The organism is Streptomyces sp. NPDC033221, from assembly GCF_055577005.1.
The window spans coordinates 138813-158338 of sequence record NZ_JBVIQN010000017.1; the positions used below are offsets into that span (position 1 = coordinate 138813).

Annotated in this window: 17 protein-coding genes; 14 read left to right on the forward strand and 3 right to left on the reverse strand. The window is 71.1% G+C overall.

Going from position 1 to position 19526, the window contains the following annotated elements; translation table 11 throughout:
* The first annotated feature begins 2 nt into the window (after positions 1-2).
* The 13 genes from ACZ53K_RS22920 to ACZ53K_RS22980 all read left to right on the forward strand — a co-directional run bounded on the left by ACZ53K_RS22920 (position 3) and on the right by ACZ53K_RS22980 (position 14506).
* Positions 3-1532: a right-handed parallel beta-helix repeat-containing protein gene (locus tag ACZ53K_RS22920; RefSeq protein WP_468839609.1), complete on the forward strand. Its 1530-nt coding sequence runs from the start codon at positions 3-5 to the stop codon at positions 1530-1532.
* Position 1533: 1 nt separating this feature from the next.
* Positions 1534-2835, forward strand: a complete 1302-nt coding sequence (locus tag ACZ53K_RS22925) for an O-antigen ligase domain-containing protein (protein WP_468839612.1) — start codon at positions 1534-1536, stop codon at positions 2833-2835.
* An 8-nt stretch (positions 2836-2843) separates the two neighbouring features.
* Complete coding sequence (locus ACZ53K_RS22930; RefSeq protein WP_468839615.1) at positions 2844-4085, forward strand: glycosyltransferase; 1242 nt, start codon at positions 2844-2846, stop codon at positions 4083-4085.
* Positions 4082-5317: a class I SAM-dependent methyltransferase gene (locus ACZ53K_RS22935; RefSeq protein ID WP_468839618.1), complete on the forward strand. Its 1236-nt coding sequence runs from the start codon at positions 4082-4084 to the stop codon at positions 5315-5317. Before ACZ53K_RS22930 ends, ACZ53K_RS22935 begins: the two co-directional genes overlap by 4 nt.
* Positions 5314-6123 carry a glycosyltransferase family protein gene (locus ACZ53K_RS22940; protein WP_468839621.1) on the forward strand — a complete coding sequence of 270 codons (810 nt, stop codon included), beginning with the start codon at positions 5314-5316 and terminating at the stop codon, positions 6121-6123. Before ACZ53K_RS22935 ends, ACZ53K_RS22940 begins: the two co-directional genes overlap by 4 nt.
* Positions 6120-6767 carry a PIG-L deacetylase family protein gene (locus ACZ53K_RS22945; protein ID WP_468839624.1) on the forward strand — a complete coding sequence of 216 codons (648 nt, stop codon included), beginning with the start codon at positions 6120-6122 and terminating at the stop codon, positions 6765-6767. Before ACZ53K_RS22940 ends, ACZ53K_RS22945 begins: the two co-directional genes overlap by 4 nt.
* A 3-nt stretch (positions 6768-6770) precedes the next feature.
* A complete protein-coding gene (locus ACZ53K_RS22950) occupies positions 6771-7796 on the forward strand; it encodes an NAD-dependent epimerase/dehydratase family protein (RefSeq protein ID WP_468839627.1) in 1026 nt (341 codons plus the stop codon).
* Positions 7793-9085: a DUF4910 domain-containing protein gene (locus ACZ53K_RS22955; RefSeq protein WP_468839630.1), complete on the forward strand. Its 1293-nt coding sequence runs from the start codon at positions 7793-7795 to the stop codon at positions 9083-9085. Before ACZ53K_RS22950 ends, ACZ53K_RS22955 begins: the two co-directional genes overlap by 4 nt.
* Entirely contained in the window at positions 9082-10365 is a 1284-nt protein-coding gene (locus ACZ53K_RS22960; protein ID WP_468839633.1) for a hypothetical protein, read from the forward strand. The genes ACZ53K_RS22955 and ACZ53K_RS22960 overlap by 4 nt, the downstream gene beginning before the upstream one ends.
* Positions 10362-11309 (forward strand): glycosyltransferase family 2 protein, encoded by a 948-nt coding sequence (locus tag ACZ53K_RS22965; protein ID WP_468839635.1) that lies wholly within the window; start codon positions 10362-10364, stop codon positions 11307-11309. The genes ACZ53K_RS22960 and ACZ53K_RS22965 overlap by 4 nt, the downstream gene beginning before the upstream one ends.
* The gene (locus ACZ53K_RS22970; RefSeq protein ID WP_468839638.1) at positions 11306-12532 is read left to right on the forward strand and encodes a polysaccharide pyruvyl transferase family protein; all 1227 of its coding nucleotides are present in this window, start codon (positions 11306-11308) and stop codon (positions 12530-12532) included. The genes ACZ53K_RS22965 and ACZ53K_RS22970 overlap by 4 nt, the downstream gene beginning before the upstream one ends.
* Positions 12529-13080 carry a dTDP-4-dehydrorhamnose 3,5-epimerase family protein gene (locus ACZ53K_RS22975; protein ID WP_468839641.1) on the forward strand — a complete coding sequence of 184 codons (552 nt, stop codon included), beginning with the start codon at positions 12529-12531 and terminating at the stop codon, positions 13078-13080. The genes ACZ53K_RS22970 and ACZ53K_RS22975 overlap by 4 nt, the downstream gene beginning before the upstream one ends.
* A gap of 82 nt (positions 13081-13162) precedes the next feature.
* Positions 13163-14506 carry a glutamate-1-semialdehyde 2,1-aminomutase gene (locus ACZ53K_RS22980; protein WP_468839701.1) on the forward strand — a complete coding sequence of 448 codons (1344 nt, stop codon included), beginning with the start codon at positions 13163-13165 and terminating at the stop codon, positions 14504-14506.
* A gap of 7 nt (positions 14507-14513) precedes the next feature.
* On the opposite strand, the gene ACZ53K_RS22985 is transcribed toward ACZ53K_RS22980, so the two are convergent.
* From ACZ53K_RS22985 to ACZ53K_RS22995, 3 genes are all read right to left on the reverse strand, one after another.
* Positions 14514-15158: a phosphatase PAP2 family protein gene (locus tag ACZ53K_RS22985; RefSeq protein ID WP_468839644.1), complete on the reverse strand. Its 645-nt coding sequence runs from the start codon at positions 15156-15158 to the stop codon at positions 14514-14516.
* Positions 15159-15386: 228 nt separating this feature from the next.
* A complete protein-coding gene (locus ACZ53K_RS22990) occupies positions 15387-17075 on the reverse strand; it encodes a nitrilase-related carbon-nitrogen hydrolase (RefSeq protein WP_468839647.1) in 1689 nt (562 codons plus the stop codon).
* 62 nt (positions 17076-17137) lie between these two features.
* Entirely contained in the window at positions 17138-18568 is a 1431-nt protein-coding gene (locus tag ACZ53K_RS22995; RefSeq protein ID WP_468839650.1) for a cobyrinate a,c-diamide synthase, read from the reverse strand.
* Positions 18569-18834: 266 nt separating this feature from the next.
* Here ACZ53K_RS22995 and ACZ53K_RS23000 point away from each other — a divergent pair, with 266 nt between their 5' ends.
* The gene (locus tag ACZ53K_RS23000; protein WP_468839652.1) at positions 18835-19509 is read left to right on the forward strand and encodes an SCO2322 family protein; all 675 of its coding nucleotides are present in this window, start codon (positions 18835-18837) and stop codon (positions 19507-19509) included.
* The last annotated feature ends 17 nt before the right edge of the window (positions 19510-19526 follow it).

Below are 19526 nucleotides of genomic sequence, written 5' to 3' on the forward strand. Positions count from 1 at the left end.
GCGTGGGCAACAAGTGGCGGAACGGGACATGGCCGGTGGCGGCGCTGGCGTCGGCCCTGCTGGCGACCGGCTGCGAGAGCACGCCGGGCGCCCCGGCGGAGCCGACCGTCGCGCCCTCCACCTCCGTGGCCGGGTCCGTGGCCCGGGTGTGCGCCAAGCCGGCGGCCGGGCCGGCGGCGGCCCCGGCGGGCGCGGTGACGGTCGACCCGACGGTCGTCGGTGACCTGGCAGCGAAGACCAAGAGCAGCCCGCCGAACACCACGTTCTGGCTCCGCCCCGGCAAGCACACGCTCGATCCGGACCGCTACGCCCAGGTCGTCCCCAAGGAGGGAAACCGCTACCTCGGCGCGCCGGGCGCGGTGCTCGACGGCCGGAAGAAGAACCAGTACGCGTTCAGCGGTACCGCCCGCGACGTCACCATCCGCCACCTGACCGTGCAGAACTTCGCCGCGCCGCACGACGAGGGCGTGGTCAACCACGACTCGGCCGACGGGTGGGTGCTCGAACACGCCACCATCCAGCACAACTCCGGCGCCGGGCTGATGGCGGGTGCCCGCCAGCGGGTCCGCGCCAGTTGTCTGCGCGGCAACGGGCAGTACGGCATGAACGCGTACAAGGACAACGGCGCCCTCACGGGTCTGGTGATCGAGGGCAACGAGATCGTGGGCAACAACACCGGCGACTGGGAGCGGCGGCGGGAGGGCTGCGGCTGCACCGGAGGTATCAAGTTCTGGGCCGTCAACGGCGCCGACGTACGCGGCAACTGGGTGCACGACAACCGTGGAACCGGGTTGTGGGCGGACACCAACAACAACGACTTCCGCATCGAGAACAACGTGATCGAGGCCAACGACGGTGCCGCGCTGATCTACGAGACCAGCTACAACGCGGTCATCCGGAAGAACACGATCCGGCGGAACAACTGGGTCGAGGGCCGCAGGTACGCCGACCGCGGCGACACCTTCCCGTTCGCGACGATCTACCTGTCCGAGTCCGGCGGCGAACCACGGATCAAGGCCCGTACGGACAAGATCGAGGTGTACCGGAACGTGCTGGAGAACAACTGGTCCGGGATCACCCTGTGGGAAAACGCCGACCGGTTCTGCAACAGTCCGGCCAACACCTCGTCCGGCGACTGCACGTTGCTGGTGCGCGACACCAAACGCTGCGCACGCCCGGCGATCGCCACCGCGCCCCTCTACGCCGACTGCCGGTGGAAGACCCAGCGGGTGGACATCCACGGCAACCGCTTCGTGCTGGACAAGTCCGTCGTCGAGTGCACGGCGAAGTGCGACCGCATGGCGGTACTGGCCAACTACGGCACCTACCCGGACTGGTCCCCGTACCAGGGCGAGCGGGTGGCCGAGGCGATCACCCAGAAGCAGCACAACCGCTGGCACGACAACGTCTACCTCGGGCCGTGGCAGTTCGTCGCCCACGACCCGAGCCGGGTGCTCGACTTCGGCGAGTGGCAGGGATCGCCGTACCAGCAGGACGCGGGCAGCACCCTCGACCCACGGGCCGGTGGTTGAGATGGGCGGAAGTCCGCGGCTCGACGGACTGCCGGGCGGACCGGACACTGCGGACACGCAGCCCGGCGCCGGACCGCGCCCGGCGTCCGGCACGCCGAAGCTCGTCGGGGTCGTCTGGGGGCTGCTGATCCTCAACACCCTCGGCTCCGCCGGGGCGAAGACCGTCATTCCGCTGCCCCGCTCCCTCATCCAGCTGGTCACCATGGGCGCGCTGGTCGTCGCGTTCACGCTGGCGCTCGCGCTCAATCTCCGGCTGCGCATCCGGCCCAGCGCCTTCCTGTTCCTGCTCACTCTGCTGCTGGTGCCGAGCGTGCTCTCCAGCCTGCAACTGGAGTCCGGGCTGGGCGCGCTGTTCCGCTGCGCCCGGCTGGCTCTCTTCGTCGGCACGCTGTGGCTGCTCAGCCGCTGGTGGGACGGCAGCCTGACGTTCGTACGGCACCACATCCGGATGTACTTCGCGGTGCTCGGGTCGGTCGCCGCCGGCCTGGTCATCTCGCCGGGCGCGGCCATGCCCGACCTCTACGGCGGGCGGCTGGTCGGCGCCTTGTGGCCGCTCACGCCGCCGCAGATCGGCCAGTACGCCGCGGTGATCATCGGGCTGACCGTGCTGCTCGTACTGGGCCGCCGGACCGACCGGGCCTCCGCGGCGGTCATCATCGTGCCGTCACTCGTCCTGCTCGCACTGACCCACACCCGGACGGCCACGCTCGGCCTGCTCATCGGGCTGGTGCTGGCGATCGGCTCGCTCCTCCTGACCAGCGCCGCCGCCCGCCGGTTCTTCACCTGGGCGGTGCTGTGCGCCGTGGTGGTCGCGGTGGGGTTCGCGTCCGCGCTGCGGGCGTGGTTCCTGCGCGGGCAGAGCCAGGAGTACCTCACCAGCCTCACCGGCCGGGCCAACGTCTGGGACGCCCTGCTGGCCGCGCCCCGGACCGTCGCGAAGGAGTTGTTCGGCGTGGGTCTGGGCGACAAGTCGTTCGGCGGGCTGCCGATCGACAACAGCTGGCTGGCCGTCTACCACGAGCAGGGCTGGACCGGCATCGCCTTGGTGGCGGCGGTCATCATCGTGCTGGGCGGCGTCGCGCTGCTGCGGCCGCCGTCGCTGCCGAGGGCCTGCGCGATCTTCCTGATCAGCTACTGCGCGATCGCGTCGTACACCGAGGCCGGGCTGGGCGACGCCTCACCGTATCTGCTGCATCTGGGCCTGGCCGCGGCCCTTCTGGCGACACCCGCCGCGGCCCCGCCCCGCGCGACGCCCGCAGTACCCCGACGGCGCGTCCCGCGCTGGGCCCAGGACCGGAGGTGACCTCACCCATGCACATTCTCGTGGTGCACAACCGCTACTCCTCGGCGCAGCCGAGCGGGGAGAACAAGGTCGTCGACCAGGAGGTGGGGCTGCTGCGCGCGGCCGGCCACCGGGTCGAGACGTTCGAGCGGCGCAGCGACGACATCGGCGCCCGGTCCCTGCCGGGCAAGGCCGCGGTGCCGCTGCTGGTGCCGTGGAATCCGGCGGTACGCGCGGAGCTGGCCGCCAGGTTGCGCACCGAACGGCCGGACGTCGTACACATCCACAACGTCTTCCCGCTCCTGTCGCCCGCGGTGCTGGCCGCCTGCGCCGACGCCGGTGTGCCGGCCGTCGCCACGCTCCACAACTACGGTCAGGTCTGCCCGCCCGGCACGCTCCAGCGGGACGGCCGCCCGTGCACCGAGTGCGTCGGGGCGTCGCCGCTGCCCGCCGTCCGGCACGGCTGCTACCGCGGTTCCCGCCTCGCGACGGTGCCGCTCGCGGTCAGCCTGTCGGTCAACCGGCGGCGGTGGCGGTCCGGCGTGGAGAAGTTCTTCTGCATCTCCGCGGCGCAGCGCGACGTGCTGGTACGGGCCGGTATGCCGGCCGAGCGGCTCGTGGTGAAGCACAACTTCGTGCCCGAGCCGGACACCCGCCGGTCGGGCACCGGTGAGCAGCTGCTCTACCTCGGCCGGCTCGCGGAGGCCAAGGGCGTACGGCTGCTCATGGCCGCGTGGGACGAGATCGCCGCCGGCGGCGGCGTGGGCGTACCGCTCGTGATCGCGGGCGCGGGGCCGCTGGAGCAGGAGGTGACCGCCTGGGCGGCAGGCCGGGACGACGTGCGGTACGTCGGCCTGTACGACCCGGCGCAGTGCCGGCAGGCCGTCGCGCGGTCGGTCGCCGTGGTGGCTCCCTCGACGTGGCTGGAGGCGTTCGGCCTGGTGGTCGTGGAGGCGATGGCGGCCGGGGTGCCGGCCGTCGCCGCCGGTCACGGCGCCTTCGTCGAACTCGTCGAGGACGGGGTGACCGGGCTGCTGCACCAGCCGGGCGAACCCGCGTCGCTCGCGTCCTGCCTGCGCCGGATCACGGCCGGGCCGACGCGCAACCAGGAGATGGGCCGGGCGGCCCGGCGCCGTTACGAGCTGGGCTTCAGCCCGGCCGTCGGGCTGGAGCGCCTGGTGGGGGGGTACCGCACCGCGATCGCGGGTCGGTCAGCACTCGATCGCAGCGGGAACGCCCGCGCGAGCAGGGGGGATGGGGACAGCAGATGACACGATGCCGACTCTGCGGCTCGGAAGCGATGGCGAGCGTCGTCGACCTGGGAGCGACGCCGCCATGTGAAAGCTTTCTCGCCGCTGACCAACTGGACCGGCCGGAGCCGGCATACCCGCTGCACCTGCGGGTCTGCACCGACTGCTGGCTCGCGCAGATCCCGCCGCTGATCACCCCGGAGGAGACGTTCACGGAGTACGCGTACTTCTCCTCCTTCTCGACCTCCTGGGTGGAGCACGCCCGGACCTTCGTCGCTGACGCGGTGGAGCGGGCAGGGCTCGGCCCGGACGCCTTCGTGGTCGAGGTGGCGAGCAACGACGGGTACCTGCTGAAGCACGTGGTGGACCGCGGGATCCGCTGCCTCGGCGTCGAGCCGTCGGTGAACGTCGGCGCAGCGGCACGGGACGCGGGCGTCCCCACGCTCACCGCGTTCCTGTCCCCGGACACGGGCTCGGCCGTCCGCTCCGAGCACGGCCCCGCGGACCTGGTCGTGGCCAACAACGTGTACGCGCACATCCCCGACGTCGTCGGATTCACCCAGGGACTGCGCGCCCTGGTCGCCGACGACGGCTGGGTCTCCATCGAGGTGCAGCACCTGCTGACGCTGATCGAGGAGAACCAGTACGACACGATCTACCACGAGCACTTCCAGTACTACACGGTCGCGTCCGCGATCCGGGCCCTCGCCAGTGGCGGCCTCACCCTCGTCGACGTCGAGCTGCTGCCCACGCACGGCGGCTCCATCCGGCTGTGGGCCCGCCCGGCCGAGGCGGCCGGCGAGCCGTCCCGGAAGGTGGCCGACGTACTGGCCCGGGAGAAGGCCGCCGGGCTCCAGGAGCTGTCCGGGTACACCGAGTTCTCGGCCCGGGTGGCCAAGGTGCGCCGGGACCTCCTGCGGTTCCTGGTCGAGGCGGCCGAGCGCGGCGAGACGGTCGTCGGCTACGGCGCCCCGGGCAAGGGCAACACCCTGCTCAACCACTGCGGCATCCGGCCCGACCTGCTCCCGTACACCGTCGACCGCAACCCCTACAAGCACGGCAGGTACACCCCGGGCACCCGTATCCCGATCCTGCCGCCCGAGCGGATCGCCGCCGATCAGCCGGACTACGTACTGATCCTCCCCTGGAACCTGCGGGCCGAGCTGGTCGAGCAGCTGTCCTTCGTGCACGACTGGGGCGGCCGGCTGGTCTTTCCCATCCCGGAACTGAGCATTGTCGAGGTCACATCGTGAAGGTCGTACTGTTCTGCGGCGGTTACGGACTGCGCATGCGCGCCGGAGCGTCCGACGACCTGCCCAAGCCGATGGCGATGGTCGGCCCGCGGCCACTGATCTGGCATGTCATGCGCTATTACGCGCACTTCGGGCACACGGAATTCATCCTGTGTCTCGGATACGGCGCCCACCACATCAAGGACTTCTTCCTGAATTACGAAGAGACGGCGTCCAACGACTTCGTACTGCGCAACGGGCAGGCCGAGCTGCTGTCCACCGATATCGCCTCCTGGACGATCACGTTCGTGCAGACCGGCATCGAGTCACCGATCGGGGAGCGGCTGCGCCGGGTGCGGCACCATCTCGACGGCGACGAGATGTTCCTGGCCAACTACGCCGATGTGCTGACCGATGCCCCGCTGCCGGAGATGATCGACCAATTCGCCCGGCGTGACGCGGGTGCGTCGATGACGGTGGTGCCGCCGCAGTCCTCGTTCCACTGTGTCGAGCTGGGCGAGAACGGCCTGGTGGGAGGCATCACCGCGGTGAGCGAACTGCCGCTGTGGGAGAACGGCGGGTATTTCGTGCTCCGTCAGGAGGTCTTCGACCACATTCCGGAGAACGGTGACCTGGTCGCCGACGGATGCGCCCGACTGGCCAAGCAGGGGCGGCTGATGGCGTACCGGCACCGTGGTTTCTGGAAGCCGACCGACACCGTGAAGGAACGGGCCGCGCTGGACGCCGCGTACGCCCGGGGCGACCGCCCGTGGGCCGTGTGGGAACGGGACGGCGTGGCGGCCGACGCCGAGGTGAGGGCCATATGATCCGGCTCGGCGCCGGGCGCCTGAACCGCATCGTCGCGGTGGGCGCGCACTGTGACGACATCGCCATCGGCGCCGGCGGCACACTGCTGACGACGTGCCTCGCCCGGCCGGGCATCCGCGTCGACGCGCTGGTGCTCTCCGGCGGCGGCAGCGAGCGGGAGCAGGAGGAACAGGCCGCGCTCGCCGCCTTCTGCCCGGGCGCCGACCTGCGGCTGACCGTACTGAAGCTGGCGGACGGCCGGCTGCCGGCGCAGTGGGACGAGGCCAAGGCCGCGGTGGAGGAGCTGCGCGCGCAGACCGACCCGGACCTGATCCTGGCCCCGCGTACCGATGACGCGCACCAGGACCACCGCGGCCTGGCGAAGCTGATGACCACCGCGTTCCGCGACCACCTGGTCCTCGGCTACGAGATCGTCAAATGGGACGGCGACCTCGGCCGCCCGTCGGCGTACCAGCCACTGGCGCCGGAGACCGCCGAACAGAAGGTGCGGCTGCTGCAGGAGCACTACCCCTCGCAGCGGCACCGGCCCTGGTACGACCGGGAAGCCTTCCTCGGCCTGGCGCGGATCCGCGGCATCGAATGCCACGCGCGCTACGCCGAGGCGTTCGCCGTCACCAAACTCACTCTCGACCTGGGGGAATGAACCTTGCGCGTACTGCTCACCGGGCACCAGGGCTACCTGGGCACCGTCATGGCCCCGGTTCTCACGGCCGCCGGGCACGAGGTCGTCGGCCTGGACGCCGGCCTGTTCGCCGACTGCGTGCTGGGCCCGTCGCCCGCCGATCCCCCCGGGCACCGGGTGGACCTGCGCGACGTCACAGCGGAACACGTGGCCGGGGTGGACGCCGTGATCCACCTGGCCGCGCTGTCCAACGACCCGCTGGGATCACTGGCGCCGCAGCTCACCTACGACATCAACCACCACGCCTCCGTACGGCTGGCTCGGCTCGCCCGCGAGGCCGGGGTGCGGCGTTTCCTGTACGCGTCGACCTGCTCGGTCTACGGTGCCGCCGGCGGTGGCGACCTGGTGACCGAGGACGCCCCGCTGCGCCCGGTGACGCCGTATGCGGAGTCCAAGGTGCGGGTGGAGGACGACCTGCACGCGCTGTCCGACGGCGACTTCAGCCCGGTGTACATGCGCAACGCCACCGCCTTCGGCCACTCCCCCCGGCTGCGCGCCGACATCGTGCTGAACAACCTGGTGGGCCACGCGCTCCTGTCCGGCGAGGTGCTGGTGCTCTCCGACGGCACTCCCTGGCGCCCGCTGGTGCACGCCGCCGACATCGCCCGCGCTTTCACGGCCGCGCTGACCGCGCCGCGGGAGGCGGTGCACGACCGGGCGTTCAACATCGGCAGCGAGGTCAACAACGTCACGGTCGCCGAGATCGCCGAGCAGGTCGCCGAGGCGGTTTCCGGCTCCAAGGTGGTGATCACCGGCGAGACCGGTGCCGACCCGCGCTCCTACCGGGTGGACTTCTCCCGGTTCCGCGCCGCGGTGCCCGGCTTCGACTGCGAGTGGACGGTGAAACAGGGCGCCGTCGAACTCGCCGAGGCGTACCGCGAGTACGGCCTGACCCGGGAGGGCTTCGAGCAGCGCTTCACCCGCCTCGCCGTGCTGCGCGCGGCCTCCGACGCCGGCGCCGTCGACGACACCCTGCGGTGGCGCCGATGACCGGGGCGGCGCCGGCTGCCGCGGCCGGCGAGGAGATGTACGCGCTGGTGGAGCGGCTGTACCCGCTGTGCCGGAGCATCACCGGTGACGGTGTGCGCGCCACCCTGGAGATCGTCGGCGAGTACGTACCGCTCCAGGTGCACGAGGTGCCGACCGGGACGCAGGTGCTCGACTGGACGGTGCCACAGGAGTGGAACATCCGGGACGCGTACATCGCCGGCCCCGCGGGCAACCGGATCGTCGACTTCGCCGCGTCCAGCCTGCACGTCCTCGGTTACAGCGTGCCGGTGGCGGCGACCATGCCCCTTTCCGAGCTGCGCGCCCACCTGCACACCCTGCCGGACCACCCGGCCTGGGTGCCGTACCGCACCAGCTACTACAAGCCGGACTGGGGATTCTGCCTGGCCCAGGAGACCCTGGACGCGCTGCCGGACGGCGAGTACGAAGTCCGCATCGACTCCACGCTCGCGGACGGCCACCTCACCTACGCGGAGCACATCGTCCCCGGGCAGGTCCCCGACGAGGTGATCATCTCCTGCCACGTCTGCCACCCGTCGCTGGCCAACGACAATCTGGCGGGCATCGCGGTGGCGACGTTCCTGGCCCGGGCCCTGGCCGAGCAGACGCCGTACTACACCTACCGGTTCATCTTCGCGCCCGGCACCATCGGGGCGATCACCTGGCTGGCCCGCAACGCGCAGCGGATCGACCAGGTCAAGCACGGGCTCGTGCTGGCCTGTGCCGGTGACACGGGCCGATTGACCTACAAGCAGAGCAGACGCGGCGACGCGGAGATCGACCGAGTACTGCGGCACGTCCTGTCCGCCTCCGAACGGCCGCACCGCATCACCGAGTTCACGCCCTACGGTTACGACGAGCGGCAGTACTGCTCCCCCGGGTTCGACCTCGGCGTGGGCTCGCTCAGCCGCACCCCGTACGCGGGCTATCCCGAATACCACACCTCGGCGGACAACCTGGACTTCGTCTCCCCGGCGGCGATGGCGGACACCCTCACCGTCTGCCGCGAGGCATGCGACGTCCTGGACCGCAACCGGCGGTACGTCAACCTCAGCCCCTACGGCGAACCGCAGCTGGGGCGAAGGGGGTTGTACGACGCGCTCGGCGGCCGCAGCGACACCAAGCAGGCGCAGCTGGCCATGCTCTGGGTGCTCAGTCTCTCCGACGGCGAGCACAGTCTGCTGGACGTCGCCGAGCGGTCCGGGCTGCCGTTCGACACCGTCGCCGCCGCGGCCGGTGCCCTGCACGGCGCTGGGCTGATCAAGGCATGACACAGATGACCGCCGAGAAGGAGAAGCGGACCGCCAGACGGGCCATGGCCGGCCGGCTGTCCTGGGGCCTCGCCGACCAGGCGGCCTCCAGCATGACGAACTTCGCGGTGGGGATCTACGTGGCACGCTCGCTGGGGGTGACCGCGTTCGGCGTGTTCAGCCTGGCGTGGCTCACCTACGGCGTGGTGCTCAACGTCGCCCGCGGGCTGGCCACCGACCCGCTCGTGGTGCGCTTCAGCGGCGTGCCGGACACGTCCTGGCACGCGGCGGTGGCCCGCTCCTCCGGTACCGCGCTCGGTGTCGGCGCCGCCATCGGCGCGGTGTGTCTGGTGGTCGGCCTCGGGCTCGGCGGCAGCGTGGGACCCGCGTTCGTCAGCCTCGGCGTGGTGCTGCCGGGGCTGCTGCTGCAGGACGCCTGGCGGTACGCGTTCTTCGCCGCCGGCACCGGGCGGAAGGCGTTCGTCAACGACCTGGTGTGGGGCGTCGCACTCGTCCCGGCCATGGTCGTGGCGGCCCATGTGGGCAGCGTGGCCGCCTTCGTGCTCGCCTGGGGCGCGGCCGCCGCTGTGGCGGCGGCGTACGGCTGGCTCCAGTCCGGCGTACGGCCCCGGGTGACCCGAGCACGCGGCTGGCTCCGCGAACACCGCGACCTGGGCTACCGGTACCTGGTCGAGAACGTCAGCCTCAGCGGCGCGAGCCAACTGCGGGCCTACGGGCTCGGCGCGATCGTCGGGGTCGGCGCGGTCGGTGCGGTCCGGGGCGCCGAGCTCCTGCTCGGCCCGTTCCTCGCCGTACTGATGGGCCTGTCGCTGGTCACCGTCGCGGAGGCGGCCCGGGTGCTGCGACAGGCCCCGGACCGGCTCGGCAGGTTCTGCCTCCTGCTGGGCGGCGGACAGGCCGCCGCCGCCCTGCTGTGGGGGGCGGCGCTGCTGCTGATGCCGGACCGGGCCGGCGAGCTGGTGCTGGGCGACGTCTGGCACTCCGCCTCCCAGCTCATCGTGCCGGCCGCGCTCGGCGTCGCGGGCGCCGGCCTCGGCACCGGCGCGGCGGCCGGGCTGCGCGCGCTCGCCGCCGCCCGGCGCAGCCTGCGCTGCCAACTGTTCGCCTCCGCCTGCTACGTCGGCGGCGGGCTCGGCGGCGCGGCCGTGGGCGGCACGGTCGGCTCGGCCTGGGGCGTCGCCGCCGCGACCGTCTGCAGCTCGGCCGTGTGGTGGCTGCAACTGCGCTCCGCCCTGCACGAGCGCCACCGGAACCCCATCCCCGAAGTGAGGACGTCATGACCGCCCACCCCCGGCTGAGCATCGGCCTGCCCGTCTACAACGGCGAGGAATACCTCGCCGAGGCGCTCGACGCCCTGCTCGGCCAGACGTACGAGGAATTTGAGCTGGTCATCTCCGACAACGCCTCGACCGACGGGACCCAGGACATCTGCCGCCGGTACGAGGCGAAGGACTCACGCATCCGCTACATCCGGCTGCTGCGGAACATCGGCGCCGCCCCGAACCACAACTACGTGTTCACCCAGTGCCGCGGCGAACTGTTCAAGTGGGCCTCGCACGACGACCTGTACGCCCGGGACCTGCTGCGGCGCTGCGTCGAAGCGCTGGACGAGCGGCCTGACGTGGTCCTCGCGCACAGCGGCCAGGCAGTCATCGACGGCGACGGCCAGGTGAAGGTCCCCTACGAGTACGGGCTCGCCACCGACTCCCCGCGCGCACCCGAGCGCTTCCGCAGTCTCCTCTTCGAGCCCGGCGGCGACGACTTCTACGGGGTGCTGCGGGCCGACGTACTGCGCCGGGTGAAGCCGCACGGCAGCTACCACCACGCGGACCGCACCTTCGTCGCCGAGATCACTCTGCACGGCCCCTTCCACCAGGTGCCGGAGCTGCTGTACTTCCGCCGCGACCACCCCACCCGCGCCGAGCGGGCCAATCCGTCCAAGCGCGCGCGGTGCGTCAACCTGGACCCGCGCCGGGCCGGCCCGCTGCACCCGACACCCCGGCTGCTCGCCGAATACGTCTGGGGCTTCGCCTCGGCGATCCGGCGAGCGCCGTTGTCCTCGGCCGACCGGCGCGCATGCTTCGGTCACCTGGCCGCATGGATGACCAGCCGGGCCCGGCCGGGCGCCGGCGAGCGGGTGGAGGACCGCGCCCCGGTCGATCCGGACCGGCTCGCCGTCTCCGTCGACGATCTCGTGGCCGGCCGTGAGGGGCGGCGGGCATGAGGACGGCGCCACGCGTCGGGGTGTTCGGCCTGCTCGGTTCCGGCAACCTCGGCAACGACGGCTCCCTGGAGGCCGTGCTCGGCTACCTTCGCGCCGAGCACCCCGGGGCGGCCGTGGACGCGCTGTGCGGCGGGCCCGAGGTCGTCACGGCCCGGTACGGGATACCCGCGACGCGGCTGCACTGGAACCGCGGCGAGTACCGGACCGCGTCGCGCGCGGGCGCGATCGCGGCAAAAGGGCTGGGCAAACTCGTCGACGCCGTCCGCACCGCCGCCTGGGTGCGCCGGCACGACGTGGTGATCGTGCCGGGCATGGGCGTCCTGGAGGCCACGCTGCCGCTGCGGCCGTGGGGCTTCCCGTACTCACTGTTCCTGCTCTGTGCGAGCGGCCGGCTGTTCGGCACCCGGGTCGCGCTGGTCGGTGTCGGCGCCGCCGAGATCCGCGACCGGCCGGTCCGGGCCCTGGTGCGCTGGTCGGCACGGCTTGCCGCCCACCGCTCGTACCGGGACACCCTGTCCCGCGACGCGATGCGGGCGATGGGCGTGGACACCGCGCGCGACGAGGTCTGTCCGGACCTGGCGTTCGCCCTGCCGGCGCCTCCGCCCACCGAGCCCGCGGGCACCGTCTGCGTGGGTGTCATGGACTTCCACGGCGGCAACGACGACCGCGCCCGGGCCGATGAGATCCACCGGCGTTACCTCGACGGGACGACCCGGTTCGTCCGCGCGCTGGCCGAGGACGGCCGGCCGGTCCGGCTGCTGACCGGCGACGCCTGCGACGCGCCGGTGGTCGCCGCGATCATCGACGCGGTGGACTCGCCGCTGGTCACCGCCGCGGAAACGGTCTCGCTCACCGATCTGATGAAGGAGATGGCGGCCGCCGACTCCGTGGTGGCGACCAGGTACCACAACCTGGTCTGCGCGCTGAAGGCCGGCACGCCGACGCTCGCACTCAGCTACGCGGCGAAGAGCGATGCGCTCATGGACCGGATGGGCCTTGCCGCGTACCGCCACCCGGCGCGTGACGTCGACGCCGAACAGCTCCTCGAACAGTTCCGGGCGCTGGAGAAGCAGTCGGCGGAACTGCGACGCACCCTCACCGAACGGAACCAGGTCGTCACCCGGCAACTCCGCGACCAGTTCGACAAGTTGACCACCGCCCTGTTCCCCACGACCGGCCACGACCGCCCCCCTCACCCCCACGCCCTGCGGGAGACACCGTGAAAGCGACCGAAGTCCCGGACATCGCCGGCGCGTACCTGTTCGAACCGACGCCGCACGCCGACGAGCGCGGCTTCTTCTGCCGCACCTTCGATGCCGACGTGGTCCGCTCGGTGGGCCTCGACCCCGACGCCTTCGTCCAGGACAGCGTGTCCCGCTCGGCCCGGGGCGTACTGCGCGGCCTGCATCTGCGCTCCGGCGCCGGCGAGGCCAAGCTGGTGCGGTGCTCGTACGGGAAGATCTTCGACGTCGTCGTGGACCTGCGCAAGGACTCGCCGACCTACCTCAACCGGGCCTTCTTCGAGCTGTCCGGCGAGACGCAGGTGACCCTGTACATCCCGGCGGGCTGCGCGCACGGCTTCCAGGCGCTGACCGAGACTGCCGACACCTCGTACCGCATCGACCGCCCGCACGACCCGGCCGAGGACGTGACGATCGCCTTCGACGACCCGGAGCTGGCCATCCCCTGGCCGCTGCCGGTCACCTCGAAGTCCCAGCGGGACCGGGAGGCGCCGAGCCTCGCCGAGGTCCTGAAGCAACAAGAGAACTGAGGCCGGCGTGAACCCCCAAGACCCCCAAGCCCCCCGAGCCCCCCACGGCACCCACCTCCCCGAAACCACCGGCGAGCTCCGGCTGCCGCGGTCACTGCAGGCCAACGAGCGGCTGCACGCCATGGTCCCCGGGGGCGCGCACACCTACGCCAAGGGCGACGACCAGTACCCCGAGAACCTGGCCCCCGTCATCAGCCACGGCCGCGGTGCCCACGTATGGGACGTCGACGGCAACCGCTACATAGAGTACGGCTCCGGCCTGCGGTCCGTCAGCCTCGGCCACGCCCACCCCCGCGTGATCGAGGCGGTACGGCGGGAACTGGACCGCGGCAGCAACTTCGTGCGGCCGTCCATCGTGGAGGCCGAGGCCGCGGAACGCTTCCTGGCCACGGTGCCGACCGCAGAGATGGTGAAGTTCGCCAAGAACGGCTCCGACGCCACCACCGCCGCGGTGCGCCTCGCCCGCGCCGTCACCGGGCGCCCACGGGTGGCCATCTGCGCCGACCATCCGTTCTTCTCCGTCGACGACTGGTTCATCGGCACCACACCGATGTCCGCCGGGGTACCGGTGGCGACCACCGAGCTGACAGTGACGTTCCCCTACGGGGACCTGGCCGCCACGGAGGAACTGCTCGTCCGGTACGAGGGGGAGATTGCCTGCCTGATCCTCGAACCCGCCACCCACACCGGGCCTTCCGCAAGCTCCCAACTCGGCTCCAGGCTCGAAGACCCCACCCCCGAGTATCTCGCCGGCCTGCGCGAGCTGGCCGACCGGCACGGCTGCGTACTGATCTTCGACGAGATGATCACCGGTTTCCGCTGGTCCGAGGCGGGTGCCCAGGGCCTGTACGGCGTCGTCCCCGATCTCTCCACGTTCGGCAAGGCGCTGGGCAACGGTTTCGCCGTCTCCGCGCTGGCCGGGCGCCGCGAGCTGATGGAGCGGGGCGGGCTGCGCCACTCCCACGACCGGGTGTTCCTGCTGTCCACCACGCACGGTGCCGAAACCCACTCCCTGGCCGCCGCGATGGCCGTACAGACCACCTACGTCGAGGAGGGCATCACCGCGCGGCTGCACGCCCTCGGCGAGCGGCTGGCCGCCGGGGTCCGCGATGCCGCGGCCAGTATGGGCGTCGGCGACCACATCGTCGTCCGGGGCCGGGCCAGCAACCTGGTCTTCGCCACCCTCGACGAGAACCGGCAGCCGTCGCAGCAGTACCGCACCCTGTTCCTGCGCCGGCTCCTCACGGGCGGGGTGCTCGCCCCGTCGTTCGTGGTGAGCAGCGCGCTCGACGACGCCGATATCGACCGTACCGTCGACGTGGTGGCCCAGGCATGCGCGGTGTACCGGAAGGCACTGGACGCCGCCGACCCCACCCCCTGGCTGGCCGGGCGGCCGGTGAAGCCCGTATTCCGCCGCCTGCCGTGACGTTACGTCAGCGGCTCCGCTGCCAGCGGGCGTCGGCCGCCCGGTCGACCAGCCACGCCGTCGCCGGTATCACCGCCAGCGCGGTGCACCAACCACCGAGGACGTCGGTCGGATAGTGCGCGCCCAAAGCCACCTGCGCCCAGCCCATGGCGGCCCCGGCAACCAGCGCCGCGGCGAGCACGAGCAGCGCGCCGACCGCCCTGCCGAGGCCGAACCGGCCGGTCACGAGCAGGGCCAACACGACGGCGAGCGCGGTGGCGAAGGCGGTGTGCCCGCTCGGATAGGACAGGTTGCCGTCACCGTGAATGGTGCGTCCCACCGCGGACTTGAGCAGCGTCGCCGCCCCCACAGCCATGGTGGCACCGACCACGATGAGCACCGCCGCACGCATACGCCGAAGCAGCAGGCAACCGGCCACGGCAGCCACGGCCAACAGCCCCGCTCCGACCGGCTCCCCCAGGAAATCCGTGGTCAGAGCCACACGCCGCCACGGCTGCGCCACACTGTCCGCCGTCGGATCGACAAACCACCTGTCCACCGTGCCGGGCTCACCGTGCCCGGCGTACAGGACCCCGAGCACGACGACCACCAGGGCGGCGAAGACCGCGATCAGCCCGAGCCACAGACGCAGCGACGGGGGCAGCACCGCCATCGGCGGGCGGTGTCCCGGCTCCTGACTTCTGGATCCAGGGTGAGGGTGGTGGGGGCGCGGCCCTCCATCCGACCGGTGGGCAACCATGAACCAGCAGCCTCCCGTTTCCCTGCCTCCAGGCTCCCCTGCTCCGGCCAGGCCAAGCCAGGCCATCCTACGCCAATAGGCCCTGCCCGAAGCGGCGTTCGGGGCCTGCGGCCCCGGTGGCCCCCGCCGGGTCTCCCAGACCTAGCAAGTGCGGGCTTCTTCCTCGCAAGGGCTGAGGATGGTGGTGGGGTCGAAGAAGCGGGCCGAGGGCTTGGCGCGGACGTCGCCGGTGCTGATGTCGCGGATGACGAGGCCCTCGGTCTCGGTGAAGCTGGGGTCGGCCTTGTAGCCGCCGAGGTAGATACCCTCCGGGCCGGACTTGTTGGCGGTGACGAGGTGCAGATAGTCGCCGGTGCGGCTCTTCCAGAGGGCGCTGCGGACCGGGTCGCGCCAGTCGGTGTTCATCGCGACGACGTCGACTCCCATACGGGCGAGTACCTGGGCGGTCTCGGGCGGCATCATGTCGACGTCCTGCATGAGGGCGAGCCGGGCGTAGTCGCGGTCGATGACCAGGTAGTCGTTCGACAGCCGGTCTTCGGGGAGGGTTTCGCCGCGCTTGTGGTGGGTGCGCTTGTAGTCGTAGGTCTGCCCCGTCGAGGCGATCAGGGTGCTCTTGGGCACCTCGGCGCCGGTGGCCGGGTAGTGGATGAGCAGGTCGGTCCTGTTGCTCGTGGCGAACGTCTTCAGTTTCGCGAGGCCCGCGGTGTCGGCGGCAGGGAAATAGTTGGCCGGGAAGACGATCAGGCGCAGCTTCTTTCCGGAAGATTCGGCCTGGGCCCCGGCCTTGGTCGCGGCGTCGAGGGCGGCCTGCCACGGTGTCGTACTGGGGCCGGGGTCGACAGCTGCGGCGGTGAAGGTGGCCGGCGCGGGCTGCTGGAACTGCCTCTGTGTGTACGGCTCCAGGGTGTCTTGGCCCATCAGGGAGTACATCGCGGGTTTGCGCTCCACCGGGAAGGTCCGGGACCTGCGCACGGGGAGCTCGCCGTAGCCGATCTGATCGGACTGGCCGCTCACGTCCGCGAGAACCTTGCCGTCATGGGTCATGATGACGCTGCGCGACCCGAAGTCGAAATCATAGGGGAACGGCGACGGCACGGTGAAGGTGTTCTGCGTGAACGCCTCCGGCTTGGCTCCCTTGGTGCCCTTGCCCCAGCGGTTCGCGACAATCATGGCGAAGTCGTTCTCGAAGGTCCGGACGCGCACGAAGTCGGTGTCGATCCCGACGTTGGCGGGCGCGATCAGGATGTCCGCCCCCTGTACCGCGGCCGCTCTGGGGAACTGGGAGTTGAACATGTCGGAGCAGATGACCAGCGCCATCTTTCCGTATTCGGTGTCGAAGGTCGGGATCGGTTCGAAGCTCGATGCGTTGTACGAGGATTCGATCAGGTGGTTGCGCTTGTGATAGACGCCGCGGATTGTGCCGTCCGGGCCAAGGAGCACGGCCGAGTTGTAGTACCGGTTCGTGTCCGGCTCATACACGGGCATGCCGAACGCGATGTAGGCGCGGTGCCGTTTGGCGACGGCGCCGAGTGCGTCGGTGGACTTCCCGGGGATCTGTTCCGCGGCCTGTGACATCTCCGCACGGCTGAAGAAGGAGTAGCCGCTGGTGGCCATCTCCGGCAGCACGATGAGCTTGGCGCCCTTGCCGGCTGCCTGGTCGGCGAGCGCGACCAGCTTGGCGCGGTTGTTGTCCACCTTCCCCTCTTCCGGGGCGAAGTGAATCGTCGCGGTCTTGAGGGACTTGGGCGCCGGTGTGGCGTTCGCCGCGGCGGCACTCGTGGGCTCGTGTCCCGGCAGCAGAGGAATCAGCCCGGCCAGAATGGCCGCCACCACGACCGACCGAAGCCGGCGGCGACGGAATAACGTGATCCGCTTCAAGGGTTCTTCCCCTCTCATAGGGCGGGTGCCTTCTTCGAGTGCCGCAGAGCGGCGCTCAGGAAATTGAGCGGGATTTCCGGGTGCGTGCCGAAGTGGAGGTGCAGGTAGCCGGCCGCTACGTTGTCGAGGAGGAACCCGGCACGGCGGCGTTCACCCGTGCTCGTCGTCACCTCGTACAGATTCGGCTCGATGTCGGCAGTGGTGATTCGGGACTGGTGGAACTCCTGGCCGCGGACTCGCTGACCTGCCTCGCCGAGCGGGGACGGCGCCTGTGTCCGCACTTCGACGTAATGGATGGAGAGGTACTGCCGGTCCATCGTCACGTCGATCGGGAGGATACCGGTCATGGTCGCGCGTTGTCCGTCGAAGTCGGTGAGTGACCGGGCGAGGTACATCATGCCGCCGCACTCCGCGTAGACCGGCATTCCCTGCCCGGCGCGCGCCCGCAGCTCCTGGGCCAGTGAGCGATTGGCGGCCAGCTCGGCGAGGAAACTCTCCGGGTAGCCACCTCCGAGGTACACCGCGTCCACCTCGTCCGGCAGCCGCGGATCGGCGGTGGGCCGAAACGGTACCAACGTGAATCCGGCGTCCTCCAGCGCGTTCAGATTCTCCTCGTAGTAGAAACAGAACGCGTCGTCACGGGCCACCGCCAGACGTGCGCGGGGCGCACCGGGGCCGGTTCGGCGGGGCGGCTGGTGTTCGGATGGTTCGGCGGAGTGGGGAAGTTGGGTACGGGTGACGGCCAGCAGCCCGTCCAGATTCACCGTGCGGCCGGAATCGGCTTGCGCGCGGGCACGTTCCGCGACGCCGGCCGGGTTTTCCTCAACCGTGGTCAGCCCGAGATGCCGCTCGTCGACACGCAGATGTTCGCTGCGCTCGACCCAGCCGGCCACGAGCTCTCGTAGATGGTCCGGCAGCGCGGCGAGCACCATCTCGGCGTGGGTGCGGCTGCCGACCTGGTTCAGAACGCATGCCGCGATCCGGACCTCGGGGTCGAAGGCCATCAGGCCGCCGAGGACGGCTCCGGACGTGCGCGTCATTCCCCATACGTCCATGACGACCACGACGGGCAGGCCGAGGAGTTTGGCGATGTGCGCCGCGCTTCCCTTTTCCGTGCCGTTCTCCCCGTCGTACAGCCCGCCCATGGCCTCGATCACGCACACATCCGCATCCGCGGACCAGCGGCTGAAGGAGCGGCGCACCCCCTCGGCCCCCATCATCCACAGGTCCAGATTGATCGACGGGCGTCCGGTGATCTCCCGGTGATATCCGGGGTCGATGAAATCAGGGCCGATCTTGAAGGCTTGCACCTTCAGCCCGCGTTCTCGCAAGAGGCGCAGCAGAATGGCCGTAACGGTCGTCTTGCCGGCGCTGCTGTGCGTCGCAGCGACAACGAATGCGGGCCGTGACCGCGGTGCGGGTTCGGCGCTGGCCGTGTTCTTCACTGCTGCCCCTCCAGAACGAGCCGGATCTCCAGTGCAGTGACGCAGAGTACCGCCAGGCTCCGGAAGGGCACTGCCGTGCGGCGGGCTACGTACACTCCGCCTTCGGACCAGGGCATCTGAGCACTAGGAGTGTGGTTCGGGGTGGTTGGTGACGCGGCTGGGCACCTGGGCACCTGGGCACCTGGGCACCTGGGAGAGCATCAGGAGCCCGCGGATTTTCCCGTACCTTGCAGCGGGCCACACCAGGCAGACGGAAGGCACGATCGATGAACCGCAGCGTCAGACCCATCAGCTACCGCCTGGCCACGGCAGCCACCGCGGCAGCCCTCGCGCTGGTCGCCGCAGTGCCCGCGCACGCCGCTGACTTCCGCTACTGGTCGCTGCGGCACGGCGACAACGGCACCTGGCGTACCACCGCCGAGGGCCCGGGTACGTACCGCCCGGCCGACGGCGCCGTGGAAGGGTTGCGCTTCGCCGTCTTCCAGGCGGACACGAAGGGATCCGTCGTCCCCCGTGCTCCCGCCGACTTCGAGGCGGTCTGCGCTTCCACCCCGGCGAAGACCGGCGCCAAGCGGGTCGCCCTGGTCCTGGACTTCGGCACAGCGCAGGACGCACCGTCCGGTGAGACGCCCCCGGCGATACGTTCGCACTGCGTGCAGTTGCCGCCGCAAGCCACCACCGCGGAGGCGCTGGCCAAGGCCGCACCGCCGCTGCGGTATGGGGCTTCGGGGCTGCTGTGCGCCATCGCGGGCTATCCGCAGCGCGGCTGCGCGGAAGCGGTGGCCGACAGCTCCGAACGCGCGAGTGGCAGCAACAGCCCTGACAGGGACAGCGGTTCAGGTGGCGGGGCGTCCGTGGGGCTGCTGCTCGGGGGCGGCATCGTCGCCGCTCTGGTCGGCGCGGCCGTGTGGCAGGCCCGGCGCCGGCGCGACGCCTCGTAAGCGCATCGCGGCCGACG